The sequence below is a fragment of the Vibrio sp. TH_r3 genome, assembly GCF_033101115.1.
Taxonomy (GTDB): domain Bacteria; phylum Pseudomonadota; class Gammaproteobacteria; order Enterobacterales; family Vibrionaceae; genus Vibrio.
Genome location: NZ_JAWMPW010000004.1, coordinates 99,307 through 111,471, shown reverse-complemented (window position 1 = coordinate 111,471; position 12,165 = coordinate 99,307). Strand labels below are relative to the sequence as shown.

At 39.2% G+C, this 12,165-nt stretch carries 13 protein-coding genes; 11 read left to right on the top strand and 2 right to left on the bottom strand.

Annotated features, from left to right (window positions below):
• Positions 1-2: 2 nt before the first annotated feature.
• The 8 genes from fabG (at position 3) to R3X26_RS05925 (ending at position 6,781) form a co-directional block, all read left to right on the top strand.
• The gene (fabG, locus tag R3X26_RS05960; RefSeq protein ID WP_317716306.1) at positions 3-740 is read left to right on the top strand and encodes a 3-oxoacyl-ACP reductase FabG; all 738 of its coding nucleotides are present in this window, start codon (positions 3-5) and stop codon (positions 738-740) included.
• 166 nt (positions 741-906) lie between these two features.
• Positions 907-1,140, top strand: coding sequence for an acyl carrier protein (gene acpP, locus R3X26_RS05955; protein ID WP_017051317.1), 234 nt, complete (start codon positions 907-909; stop codon positions 1,138-1,140).
• Positions 1,141-1,230: 90 nt separating this feature from the next.
• Positions 1,231-2,475 (top strand): beta-ketoacyl-ACP synthase II, encoded by a 1,245-nt coding sequence (gene fabF / locus R3X26_RS05950; protein WP_317716305.1) that lies wholly within the window; start codon positions 1,231-1,233, stop codon positions 2,473-2,475.
• Positions 2,476-2,557: 82 nt separating this feature from the next.
• A complete protein-coding gene (gene pabC / locus R3X26_RS05945) occupies positions 2,558-3,361 on the top strand; it encodes an aminodeoxychorismate lyase (protein WP_317716304.1) in 804 nt (267 codons plus the stop codon).
• Entirely contained in the window at positions 3,358-4,389 is a 1,032-nt protein-coding gene (gene mltG / locus R3X26_RS05940) for an endolytic transglycosylase MltG (RefSeq protein WP_317716303.1), read from the top strand. The genes pabC and mltG overlap by 4 nt, the downstream gene beginning before the upstream one ends.
• Positions 4,389-5,018: a dTMP kinase gene (gene tmk, locus R3X26_RS05935; RefSeq protein ID WP_317716302.1), complete on the top strand. Its 630-nt coding sequence runs from the start codon at positions 4,389-4,391 to the stop codon at positions 5,016-5,018. The genes mltG and tmk overlap by 1 nt, the downstream gene beginning before the upstream one ends.
• A gap of 3 nt (positions 5,019-5,021) precedes the next feature.
• Positions 5,022-6,023 (top strand): DNA polymerase III subunit delta', encoded by a 1,002-nt coding sequence (gene holB / locus R3X26_RS05930; protein WP_317716301.1) that lies wholly within the window; start codon positions 5,022-5,024, stop codon positions 6,021-6,023.
• Positions 6,014-6,781: a YchF/TatD family DNA exonuclease gene (locus tag R3X26_RS05925; protein WP_317716300.1), complete on the top strand. Its 768-nt coding sequence runs from the start codon at positions 6,014-6,016 to the stop codon at positions 6,779-6,781. Before holB ends, R3X26_RS05925 begins: the two co-directional genes overlap by 10 nt.
• Before the next feature lie 121 nt (positions 6,782-6,902).
• On the opposite strand, the gene R3X26_RS05920 is transcribed toward R3X26_RS05925, so the two are convergent.
• Both R3X26_RS05920 and R3X26_RS05915 read right to left on the bottom strand, forming a co-directional pair.
• Positions 6,903-7,004: a MetS family NSS transporter small subunit gene (locus R3X26_RS05920; RefSeq protein WP_317716299.1), complete on the bottom strand. Its 102-nt coding sequence runs from the start codon at positions 7,002-7,004 to the stop codon at positions 6,903-6,905.
• Between the two features lies 1 nt (position 7,005).
• Positions 7,006-8,493, bottom strand: a complete 1,488-nt coding sequence (locus R3X26_RS05915; protein WP_317716298.1) for a sodium-dependent transporter — start codon at positions 8,491-8,493, stop codon at positions 7,006-7,008.
• Between the two features lie 532 nt (positions 8,494-9,025).
• On the opposite strand from R3X26_RS05915, the gene R3X26_RS19060 reads away from it, so the two are divergent.
• The 3 genes from R3X26_RS19060 to R3X26_RS05905 all read left to right on the top strand — a co-directional run bounded on the left by R3X26_RS19060 (position 9,026) and on the right by R3X26_RS05905 (position 12,161).
• Positions 9,026-9,214 carry a YnhF family membrane protein gene (locus R3X26_RS19060; protein WP_411572399.1) on the top strand — a complete coding sequence of 63 codons (189 nt, stop codon included), beginning with the start codon at positions 9,026-9,028 and terminating at the stop codon, positions 9,212-9,214.
• Positions 9,215-9,921: 707 nt separating this feature from the next.
• Positions 9,922-11,136 carry an ROK family protein gene (locus R3X26_RS05910; RefSeq protein WP_317716297.1) on the top strand — a complete coding sequence of 405 codons (1,215 nt, stop codon included), beginning with the start codon at positions 9,922-9,924 and terminating at the stop codon, positions 11,134-11,136.
• 83 nt (positions 11,137-11,219) lie between these two features.
• On the top strand, positions 11,220-12,161 hold the full coding sequence (locus R3X26_RS05905) for a chemotaxis protein CheV (RefSeq protein ID WP_317716296.1): 942 nt from the start codon (positions 11,220-11,222) through the stop codon (positions 12,159-12,161).
• Positions 12,162-12,165 lie beyond the last annotated feature (4 nt).

The following is a 12,165-nucleotide window of genomic DNA, read 5'->3' as shown; positions in this document are numbered from 1 at the left end:
AGATGAACAATCTAGAAGGTAAAATAGCATTAGTAACAGGTGCAAGCCGCGGTATTGGGCGCGCTATTGCGGAACTTCTTGTTGAACGTGGTGCCACAGTAATTGGTACAGCAACAAGTGAAGGTGGCGCAGCAGCAATTAGTGAGTACCTTGGCGAAAACGGTAAAGGTTTTGCTCTGAATGTTACAGAGCCAGAATCTATCCCGGATTTGATTAAGACGATTACAACTGAATTTGGTAGCTTAGATATTTTAGTTAACAATGCAGGTATTACTCGTGATAATCTATTAATGCGTATGAAAGATGACGAATGGACAGATATTATTGATACTAACCTAACGTCTATTTTCAGACTGTCTAAAGCGGTATTGCGTGGCATGATGAAAAAACGTGATGGACGTATTATTAATGTCGGTTCGGTTGTCGGTACTATGGGTAACGCAGGTCAGGCTAATTATGCAGCAGCGAAAGCAGGTGTAATTGGTTTTACTAAGTCTATGGCACGTGAAGTTGCTTCACGCGGTGTAACGGTTAATACGGTTGCGCCAGGGTTTATTGAAACTGACATGACAAAAGCACTGAATGATGAGCAGCGTGCTGCTACATTGTCTCAGGTGCCTGCGGGGCGCTTAGGTGATCCACGTGAAATAGCAGCAGCGGTAGCATTTTTAGCTTCTCCAGATGCAGCATATATCACTGGTGAAACATTACATGTGAACGGTGGTATGTACATGATTTAAATTTTGTACTAAATTTAGTGCATGATTTATGTCAAAAATGTATCTATTTTCGGTCAAAATCATTAAAATTGTGGTTTGACCAGCGATCACACTCTTGCAACTTTTAAAAGTTTGAATAAACTACGGAAAACATCGCATAATGCGAAGTCTGTAAAGGAAAGAAAAAATGAGCAACTTAGAAGAACGTGTAAAGAAAATCATTATTGAACAACTTGGTGTCGATGAAGCAGAAGTGAAAAATGAAGCTTCATTTGTTGATGATCTAGGTGCAGATTCTTTGGATACTGTTGAGCTAGTAATGGCACTAGAAGAAGAATTCGATACTGAAATTCCAGACGAAGAAGCCGAGAAAATCACTACTGTTCAAGCTGCAATCGACTACGTTACCAGCGCTCAGTAATATTCTCTCCCAGGCGGTCAACCTTGACCGCCTGAGTTTTATCCAATTCGTTATTCCTCAATCACTCATTTAATTCCGGAGAAAAGTATCATGTCCAAGCGTCGTGTTGTTGTCACTGGCATGGGTATGTTGTCACCGGTAGGCAACACTGTTGAATCTTCATGGAAAGCCCTATTAGCTGGTCAAAGTGGTATCGTTAATATCGAACATTTTGATACATCCGAATTTACCACTCGTTTTGCAGGTTTAGTTAAAGACTTTAACTGCGAAGAGTATATGACTAAAAAAGATGCACGTAAGATGGATTTGTTTATCCAATACGGCATCGCTGCCGGTATTCAAGCCCTTGATGATTCAGGTTTGATTGCTACCGAAGAGAACGCGCCACGCATTGGTGTGGCTATTGGTTCAGGTATTGGTGGTCTTGGCTTGATTGAAGCTGGACATAAAATGCTGACCGAGAGAGGACCTCGTAAAATTAGTCCTTTCTTTGTGCCATCCACTATTGTCAATATGATTGCAGGTAACCTGTCAATTATGCGTGGCCTTCGCGGCCCAAATATTGCTATTTCTACTGCTTGTACTACTGGATTACATAATATAGGTCACGCTGCTCGTATGATCGCTTATGGCGATGCGGAAGCCATGGTGGCCGGTGGGGCAGAGAAAGCTTCTACACCTTTAGGTATGGGAGGCTTTGCTGCCGCTAAAGCGCTATCTACTCGTAATGATGAGCCGGCTAAAGCTTCACGTCCTTGGGATAAAGACCGCGATGGCTTTGTTCTAGGTGATGGTGCTGGCATGATGGTACTAGAAGAATATGAACATGCTAAAGCTCGTGGCGCAAAAATATATTGCGAACTCGTTGGCTTTGGCATGAGTGGGGATGCTTATCATATGACATCCCCAAGTGCAGATGGTTCAGGTGGTGCACTAGCAATGGAAGCCGCTATGCGTGATGCAGGCGTAACAGGAGAGCAAATTGGTTATATTAATGCTCATGGTACATCTACGCCAGCTGGTGACGTTGCCGAGCTAAGAGGTGTGAAACGCGCACTTGGCGAAGCTGGCGCTAAGCAAGTACTTGTATCGTCAACTAAATCAATGACCGGTCATTTACTTGGTGCTGCTGGCTCAGTGGAAGCGATAGTTACCGCAATGGCGTTAGTCGATCAAATGGTACCGCCAACCATAAATCTAGATAATCCTGATGAAGGTTGCGATCTCGATTTGGTTCCACATACGGCGCGTAAAGTTGATATTGAGTATGCGTTATGTAACTCGTTTGGCTTTGGTGGAACAAACGGCTCACTTATCTTTAAAAAGATCTCATAGTCGATTAAACTGTTTTAACGGCGGCTTAATGCTTAGCATTAAGCCGTTTTTTTTGACTAAATTTTTATAGCTAGGGTGTGAGATGTTTTGGGTTAATGGCCAACCAGCGTCAACAATATCACTTTCCGATCGGTCTTTTCAGTATGGAGATGGTTGTTTTACTACCATTCTTACCAAACAAGGTAAGCTTATTCGATGGGATTTACATCTAGAGCGAATGCAGGCATGTTTGCAACGATTAGGAATAACTCAGCCAAATTGGCAACAAGTGAGCGAGTGGTTAAACTTGGCGTCACTAGATGAACCTTATGCAGGCTTGAAATTACACATTAGTCGTGGTTCTGGTGGTCGAGGGTATAGCTCTAAAGGAATTGATACTCCGACCGTTACCGTAAGCCATTTTTCTTATCCACAACACTATTTTAGTTGGAAGAAAGAAGGTGTACAACTTGGTGTATGTGAGTTGAAATTAGGTTTAATGCCTCTACTTGCAGGGCATAAGCATAATAATAGATTAGAACAAGTGTTGTTAAAACAAGAGCTTGAACAATCAGGTTTACAAGACGGTGTGGTTATGGATATTAATAACCATGTGGTTGAAACGACAATGGCTAATTTATTTTGGATTAAGCAGGACATCCTTTATACACCAAGCCTAAGTAACTGTGGTGTGGCTGGAATTATTCGAAAAACAGTGTTAGCACAAGCTAAACTGTTCAATATTACTACTGTGGTAGACGATTTTTATTTCGAACATTTACAAAGCGCTGAAGAAGTATTCATGACTAACGCAATAATAGGTGTCGCTCCGGTGACTCGAATTGATAATTTTCATTTTAGTATAGGTGCGTTTACACGACGTATTCAGGAGAGTTTGAATTCGTGATTAAAAAGCTGTTTATTTTACTACTCATTGCCATAGCTGCTGCGGCAGGTGGTTATTTTTACATTAAAAATCAAATTGATATTTATGCGGATCAAGTCATAACACTTACTGAACCCGAGACTATTACTATTGATGCTGGAAGCAGTTTTCGTAGTGTTTTACGTCAATTTGAATCTAAAGGTTGGGTGACCCCTAGTCCTTTTATCAAGCTGATAACTCGATTTAGGCCGGAATTAAAAAACGTTAAAGCTGGTACGTTTATGATTCAACCTGATATGTCTTTTAGTGATGCTCTAATTTTTATCTCAACAGGCAAAGAGCACCAATTTGCTATTACGTTTGTTGAAGGCAGCCGTTTTTCTGAATGGCGTTCTATTTTGTCACAAGCTGATTCCTTAACTCATAAAACCACTGATCTCACAGAGTCTGATATTGCCGATCAATTAGCAATTGGCTCAGATTTAAATTCAGGAATTAAAAAATTAGAAGGGTTATTTTTAGCTGAAACCTATCATTATACTGCGGGTATGTCTGATCTCGATATTCTTGCTCGCGCGCATAACAACCTAAATCACGTATTAGATCGTGAATGGGCAAATCGACAAAAAGATCTTCCGTTAAAAACGCCTTATGAAGCACTTATTCTTGCTTCAATTATAGAGAAAGAGACGGCGCTAGAAAGCGAACGAAAAACCGTTGCATCGGTGTTTATTAATAGGTTGAATCGCCGTATGCGTTTGCAAACTGATCCAACCGTTATTTATGGTATGGGTGACAAATATACTGGAAATATCCGCAAAAAAGATTTAAAAACACCGACACCATATAATACTTATACCATTAATGGTTTACCTCCAACGCCAATAGCGATGGCTGGTGAAGCGTCTATTCATGCTGCACTTAACCCTGAGAATACCAGCTATCTTTATTTTGTTGCCAGTGGTAAAGGTGGGCACGTTTTTTCTAAAAACTTGAAGCAGCACAATCGAGCAGTACAAAATTACCTAAGAGAATTAAGAAAGAAATAATGAATAAAGCAAAGTTTATTGTCGTTGAAGGGTTAGAAGGTGCAGGCAAAAGCACCGCTATTGCTGCAATTGAACAAGTATTGAAAGAACAGGGTATTCACTCAATAGTTAATACCAGAGAGCCAGGTGGGACAGTGTTAGCGGAAAAAATGCGAGCCTTGGTAAAAGAGGAGCATGAAGGAGAAGTGCTTCAAGATATGACGGAACTACTGTTAATGTACGCCGCTCGTGTTCAATTAGTTGAAAACGTAATAAAACCTGCATTGCAGCAAGGTCAATGGGTGGTAGGTGATCGCCATGATCTATCATCTCAAGCGTACCAAGGTGGCGGTAGACAAATACCCTTGGCGACGATGCAAAGCTTAAAAAAAGTCACGTTAGGGGATTTTAAGCCCGATCTAACTCTGTATCTGGATTTAGATCCGCGCTTGGGATTAGAAAGAGCCAGAGGTCGTGGCGAGTTAGATAGAATAGAAAGAAATGGTATCAGTTTTTTTGAACGTTCAAGAGCTCGTTATTTAGAATTAGCTAATGAAGATGACAGCATTATCATTATTGACGCGAGTGATAATATTCAGCAAGTTCAAGCGAGTATTACCACCGAGCTTGTTGAGTGGCTAAATAGGTAGACAATGCACGATATGTACCCTTGGTTACAGCCTATGTGGGCAAAATGGCAAGCTTTGAGTGAGACCGAACGAGTTTCAGGAGCATTACTATGTAGTGCTCCGCAAGGCAGTGGAGTGAATCAATTAGTTAAACTTTTTGTGCATACCCTTGTTTGCAGTCATTCAAACAGTGAGCCTTGTGGTTTTTGTCATTCATGTGAGCTCGCTCAATCAGGAAATCATCCTGATATTCACTGGGTGACCGCAGAGAAAGAAGGAAAGCCAATCACTGTTGAGCAAATTCGCCGTTGCAACCAATGGGCGATAGAGTCCTCTCAGTTGGGAGGAAAGCGAGTTATTGTTATTCATCCTGCTGAAACGATGAATGAGTCGGCCTCTAACGCTTTATTGAAAACACTAGAATCACCAGCAGAAGATTGTGTGTTCATATTGATCGCGAATAATAATCGAAACTTATTACCGACTATCACCAGTCGTTGTCAAAAATGGTCACTTGCCGAACCAACATTAGAAAGTACTTTTCAGTGGTTATTAACCCAAACCGATAAAGTGTGTAATCCAGTTGGCATTAGACTGTGTAACGGAGCGCCATTGAAAGCTCTGGAATTTTTTGAGCAAGATAAATATAGCGATTTTCAAAAAATAGAGTTGGCTTTAACTACATTTTTAAGTACCAAGACTGTTGATTATCGAGCGGTTTGGTTAACCATTCAAGCGAATCCTATCGAAAGTTTGAAATGGATTGCCGTGTTAATGAGTGATATTCAGAAAGTACACTTTGGGCTTAGCGGTAAAGAGCCTGCTTCACAAGGACTCTCTTCACAACCCCCCGTATTTTGTGAACAAAGTGAAGCTCTATCGCAACTTATTCCATACAATGTCGCTTATCAAGCGATGTTATCAATTAATGCCACCAGAGATCAGATCGAACGCGCTTCTGGTTTGAACGCAGAATTACTGTTTATTCGATGGTTGGTAGAACTTCAAGAGGCTATATGTTCGTAGATTCACATTGTCATTTAGATAAACTTAATTATCTTGATTTACATGATGGCGTCCAAGATGTAGTTGCCAAGGCAGCGCAAGCAAAGGTGACCGAGTTGCTTTCTGTTGGTGTTACTCTCGATGCATTTCCAGCTATGATCGAAATGATTAAAACATACGATCATATTCATGCATCTTGCGGTGTACACCCACTGGATGTAGAAAGCCCTTTTAGTTTAGATTTGCTCAAACAATACGCTAATAATCCTAAGGTGGTCGCTATTGGCGAAACAGGGTTAGATTATCATTACCAACCAGAGACAAAGCCGCTACAAACCGAACGATTTGAACAACATGTTGAATTGGCGGTTGAATTGAATAAGCCTCTGATTATTCATACTCGTGATGCAAGAGTTGATACGTTATCAATATTGCGTGCAGGTCATGCAGAAAAGTGTGGTGGTGTGATTCACTGTTTTACCGAAGACCTAGAATTTGCTGAAAACGCAATGGCTTTAGGTTTCTATATTTCTATTTCAGGTATTGTGACATTTAAGCAAGCCTTAGAATTAAAGCAAGTGGTTAAAGAGTTGCCATTAGACAGGTTACTAATAGAAACAGATTCGCCTTATTTAGCACCAGTACCGCATAGAGGTAAAGAAAATCAACCCGCTTATGTGGTAGAAGTTGCTCAGTATATTGCGCAACTAAAGGGGATCTCATTGACCGAGGTTGCGGAAAAAACTACACGTAATTTTCATGAGTTATTTATCAGATAAACTGATTGAGTCACGATATTAAAAATGGCCACTAGTTGAAAATCATCTAGTGGCCATTTTTTTACTCGCATTTTTTGCTAAATAACTGGCTGTTAAATAGCTTATAGGTTAGATAACAACATTATTTCTTGTTATTGTCCATCGCCTTTTTAATACAAATAGCCGCACCACCCCAAGTGAAACCTAGGCCAAAAATCATCATAATAATTGCACCAGTTGTCATGTTACGCTTCCTTTTGATTCGATTGTTGTGGCTTACTAACCACATTGATAATAATGCCTACAATAGCGAGAAGAGCAATTAATCCCCAACCAAGAGTCATAAGTTCATACTGAGCATAGCCACCATAACCTTCGGCAATTAAGTGGGTAAATTTAGTATAAACAATAAGCGCCAACGCAAGTGGGGTAATAAAGCGTAGGCATAATTCAAACCAACCTGCGATAGTAAAATCAGAGACCTTATTAACATATTGGCGAACATCAGCCAGTTTAACTAACCAAGCCATTAATACAATTTCGATCAAACAGCTGGTTAAAATACCCACGTTATTAACAAAGTGATCGACTAGGTCGAGTAATAACAAACCGCCATTAGTTGCAAATGCCATCGAGATAAGCATACCTACGCCACAGACGATAGTAGCGGCTTTTTTCCGTGACCAGTTAAGCTTGTCGATTACAGATGAAACAACCGCTTCCATAATAGATATCTGCGAGCTTAAACCTGCGACTACAAGTGCAAGGAAAAATAGCGGACCAAGGATATAAGGAGCCGGTAATAAGTTAATCGCTGCAGGTAATGTTACAAACGCAAGACCAACACCAGCGCTCACGACTTCTGTTATAGGTTTACCTTGTTCTGCAGCCATGTAGCCAAGAACAGAGAAAATCATTACACCTGCCAGAATAGAGAAACCACAGTTAATCAACACTGTCATAAAGGCATTGTTATTAATATCAGATTTCTCTGGTAGATAGCTTGAATAGGCCAGCATAATTGCAAAACCAATACTTAGAGTGAAGAAAATTTGACCATAAGCTGCAGCCCAAACTTTCATATCTAAGATTTTGCTAAAGTCCGGTTGGAATAAGTAGTTAATACCGTCGACGGCACCTGGTAAAAATATCATGCGAGCGATAAGTCCAAGTACCATAATAAATAGTACTGGCATCATTATTTTTGCAGCGCGTTCGATACCTGCTTTAACACCACCAGCGATCGCTGCATAAGTTATTGCCCAAGCGATTAGCATCGAGCCAGCAATACCCCATCTCATTCCACCAAGGTTAGTTGGTGAGTTGTCACCTAATCCTAAATATTCGCTGAAGAAAAAGGCATTGGTATCCGCCCCCCATTCTTGAGTGAATGACATACTAAAGTAGGAAATTGCCCATCCAATTACAGCAACGTAATAAACAGCAATACTCGCTGCGATACCGATTTGGAACCAACCTAACCATTCGAATTTTGCATTGATACGAGCTAAAGTTATAGGTGCTGAAGCTCGATTTCTCTGTCCCATACTAAATTCTAGGATCATAAATGGAATACCAGCGGTGATCATGGCAAAAAGGTAAGGAATTAAAAATGCGCCACCACCATTTTCGTAAGCCATATAAGGAAAACGCCAGATGTTTCCAAGGCCGATAGCCGATCCAACTGCGGCAAGAATAAATCCTGCGCGGGATCCCCATTGTTCACGCTTCATAGTTACTCCTTTGTTACGGTATTCTAAGTTATGAAGCATTTACTCTTGTTTAAAATGACACCTTAAAGATATTCGATATTATTCACTTTGAATTTTGTAATTATGTAGCTGCAAATTAGTGTGATTTTTAAATACTTGGCTTTTTATTTTGTTATCAAGGGTAAATCTTAGAATATTATTCTTTATATTGTGATGTGTGTTTGCGAAATCTGAAATAATCAGCTACGCGTGATGACGGAGAGTACAGAGATTGATACCGTAAATCAATAGATATGGGTTGTTACAGATGTTATTTTTTTTGGTTTTAAAGTTGCTAAAATGAAAAATAAATGGATGGATAAGTCGTATTGTTGAAGTTAATTAGTTTATATAACTAATATATTCTTTTTTAGCAGATTATTTTTCTAATATATTTTAAAGTGACTATGACTGAAAAATATGCAATATACATAATAATATTGCTTATATGTCACTATTTAACGCTATATTCAATATTTTTACCATTGACTGAAAGTGGTCGTCTCTTGTGATAATGGTACAAATAATTATTGGCTATAGTAAGAGTTTCTTGAGACTATTAACCTTGTGTATTGTACAGTTAAATTTATTAGCTTTAATGGAGAGGTATTTTATGGAATACAACATGAAAATGGCACTATCAATTGTTTCAGTTTCTTACGCTATTATTCTTTTTTGTAGCTTTGTGGCTGTGACACATTAATTTTCTTACAGAGTTATTTTTGCTGGGTAGTTTTATACACTCAATTGTATTTATTTCTTAATTGTGTACTGTTTAATTTAGAGCATCAGTGATGAAACGAATAGAATTGAGTTAAAATTAGGTAAAGTACTTAGTCATTGTTTGATTTTGATTGCTCAAGGATGAGATCAAAACGGGATATTTAGAGTAGTGATATGATGATGTAAGTTAAGGTGACATTCAGTATCAAACCCTATTATTAAGAGTCGTTGACTTGTCATGTTTACAGTGCAGCCTTTAAAGCCAGCTTTGTTACTCATACTCTTGGCAGTTTTGATTCGTTCTGCATCTATCTTTGTTTTAATGTTTGCGTAAATCCCCGATATAATACCTGTTCAAGGTAATATCTTTATGATCATATAGTGTTTTTTAAGCCACTACGCGAGTTACTTTAATTCGGTTTTCTTGTGTATTTTTCACCTTGTAATGCTATTTGAATCGAACAATTTTTTTATTGCAATGGAAGGTAGGTATCATTTATGCAGTCTTATCGGCATATTGTGATTGGACAGTCTGCGTGAGATCAATTATTTTGAACAGTGAAATATATTTTTGTCTGATTTTTGGGTTAAATGTGATTTGCGCGCGATAGATAGTGAACGACTGAGTAGATGGTCGGTATTGCGTAAATAGAAAATTAACTTAATTGTGTCATTTTGGAGTTTCAAATGTACATGGCTCAACCAGGCCATATTGACCATATTAAACAGGTCAATGCTGGACGTGTGTATAAATTAATCGATGAACTCGGTCCAATATCCCGTATTGATTTGTCGAAAACAAGCCGATTAGCACCTGCGAGTATTACTAAAATTACTCGAGAGTTAATTGATGCACATATTATTCATGAAACCATTGTTCAGGAAGCGACCAGTCGTGGTCGGCCAGCTGTAGGGTTACAAACGGATAATGAAGATTGGCAGTTTGTTTCTATGCGGCTAGGGCGGGGGTACCTGACTATTGCCTTGCATGAACTAGGTGGTTCGGTATTAATCGATACAAAGATCGATATTCATGAAGTAGAACAAGATGACGTGCTTGCTCGTTTGTTGCATGAAACAGAAGAATTTTTTCAAACTTATGCCGATCAATTAAGCCGAGTAACGAGCATTGCAGTGACATTACCCGGCTTAGTTAATTCAGAACAAGGCATTGTCATTAAGATGCCACACTATAATGTCAAAAACCTTCCTCTCGGCCCAGCAATGTATCAGTCAACTGGCCTACCGGTATTTATTGCTAACGATACCCGTGCATGGGCGTTAGCAGAAAAATTATTTGGCAACTCTCAAGTAAACGATAATTCGGCATTGATTTCAATTCACCACGGTGTTGAAGCCGGTATTATTCTGGGTGGACGTCTGTTACAAGGTCGACATGGTAATATTGGAGAACTCGGCCATATTCAAATTGATCCTAATGGATCGCTTTGCCATTGTGGTAATAGAGGATGTTTGGAAACGGTAGCAAGCTCTCAGGCAATAAGAGAACAAGTAACTACGCGCTTGCAAGCTGGTGAACAGTCTATAATTGATATCGAACACGTAACGATTGAATCTATTTGTTCTGCGGCTGCGGACGGGGATCCATTAGCAGTAGAGGTGGTTGAGAAGTTAGGCTCTTATCTTGGTTCTGCTATATCTATCGTTATCAATTTATTTAATCCAGAAAAAGTAATTATTGGTGGCGTAATCAATCAAGCCAAATCAATTCTTTACCCAGCGATTGAAGCGGTAGTGAAGAATCAAAGTTTTTCCGATTATCGAGTTAACCTAGAAATTGTAGAAAGTCGTTTTTATAAACAAGCAACCATGCCTGGTGCCGCTTTAATTAGGCAGGCTTTGTATGATGGTCAGTTATTAATGAAAATGGTTGATGGTTAAGTCTTCGATAATGATCAATTGTAGTCGCCCACTTTTGGGTTTAAGCTTTATAAAAGTCTCACCTTAAATTAGTGGAAAACTGTATGTCTGGAATCCTTAATAGCGTAGATCAGAGAACCAATCTAGTGGGTGAAAACCGACTTGAATTATTGCTGTTTAAATTAAGTCGCTATCAACTATTTGCTATTAATGTATTTAAAGTAAAAGAAGTCCTTAAAGTTCCACCTATGGCTAAAATACCAGGCGCTGATGCCAGTGTAATAGGAGTGGCATCTTTGCGAGGAGAGTCAGTGCCAATTATTGATTTGCGAGCAGCGATTGGTTTTAAACCGATGCATCCAGATGAAGAACAAAACCTAATTATTACTGAATATAATCGCAGTATCCAAGGGTTTTTGGTCGGACAAGTACGTAATATTGTTAATACTACATGGAGCAATATTGCTCCACCACCTAAAACAGCAGGTAAATCTAATTATTTAACCGCGATTACCCAGTTGGAAGATGAAGGTAAGACAAAAATTGTTGAAATCATTGATGTGGAAAAAGTACTAGCTCAGATTATTGATTACGATATATCAATCAGTGACGGTGTTCTGGATGAAAATCTTACTGCACAAATGGCAGGAAGAACCGTTCTTATTGTTGATGATTCGGCGACGGCTAGAGGTCAAATTAAAGGCACTTTACAGCAGCTCGGATTAAATATTATTGAATGTGGTGATGGGTTAGAAGCACTAACGTTATTGCGAAAGTGGCGAGATGAGGGTAAAGAGATCACCCAAGAGTTAATGATGATGATCACTGATGCCGAAATGCCAGAAATGGATGGTTATCGATTAACTTATGAAGTGCGCAATGACCCTTCAATGAGAGATTTATTTATTACCTTGAATACTTCACTTAGCGGAAGTTTTAATGACGCAATGGTTGAAAAAGTTGGTTGTGACCGCTTTATTTCTAAATTTCAACCAGACCTTTTAGTTGAAGTTGCGCAAGAAAGAATGAAGCAGATTCTCACGTAATTAT

Excerpts from the sequence above, each read along its gene's own strand:
- fabG (WP_317716306.1), top strand. The coding sequence starts at position 3 with ATGAACAATCTAGAAGGTAAAATAGCATTAGTAACAGGTGCAAGCCGC.
- acpP (WP_017051317.1), top strand. The coding sequence starts at position 907 with ATGAGCAACTTAGAAGAACGTGTAAAGAAAATCATTATTGAACAACTT.
- fabF (WP_317716305.1), top strand. The coding sequence starts at position 1,231 with ATGTCCAAGCGTCGTGTTGTTGTCACTGGCATGGGTATGTTGTCACCG.
- pabC (WP_317716304.1), top strand. The coding sequence starts at position 2,558 with ATGTTTTGGGTTAATGGCCAACCAGCGTCAACAATATCACTTTCCGAT.
- tmk (WP_317716302.1), top strand. The coding sequence starts at position 4,389 with ATGAATAAAGCAAAGTTTATTGTCGTTGAAGGGTTAGAAGGTGCAGGC.
- holB (WP_317716301.1), top strand. The coding sequence starts at position 5,022 with ATGCACGATATGTACCCTTGGTTACAGCCTATGTGGGCAAAATGGCAA.
- R3X26_RS05925 (WP_317716300.1), top strand. The coding sequence starts at position 6,014 with ATGTTCGTAGATTCACATTGTCATTTAGATAAACTTAATTATCTTGAT.
- R3X26_RS05920 (WP_317716299.1), bottom strand. The coding sequence starts at position 7,004 with ATGACAACTGGTGCAATTATTATGATGATTTTTGGCCTAGGTTTCACT.
- R3X26_RS05915 (WP_317716298.1), bottom strand. The coding sequence starts at position 8,493 with ATGAAGCGTGAACAATGGGGATCCCGCGCAGGATTTATTCTTGCCGCA.
- R3X26_RS19060 (WP_411572399.1), top strand. The coding sequence starts at position 9,026 with ATGGTACAAATAATTATTGGCTATAGTAAGAGTTTCTTGAGACTATTA.
- R3X26_RS05910 (WP_317716297.1), top strand. The coding sequence starts at position 9,922 with ATGTACATGGCTCAACCAGGCCATATTGACCATATTAAACAGGTCAAT.
- R3X26_RS05905 (WP_317716296.1), top strand. The coding sequence starts at position 11,220 with ATGTCTGGAATCCTTAATAGCGTAGATCAGAGAACCAATCTAGTGGGT.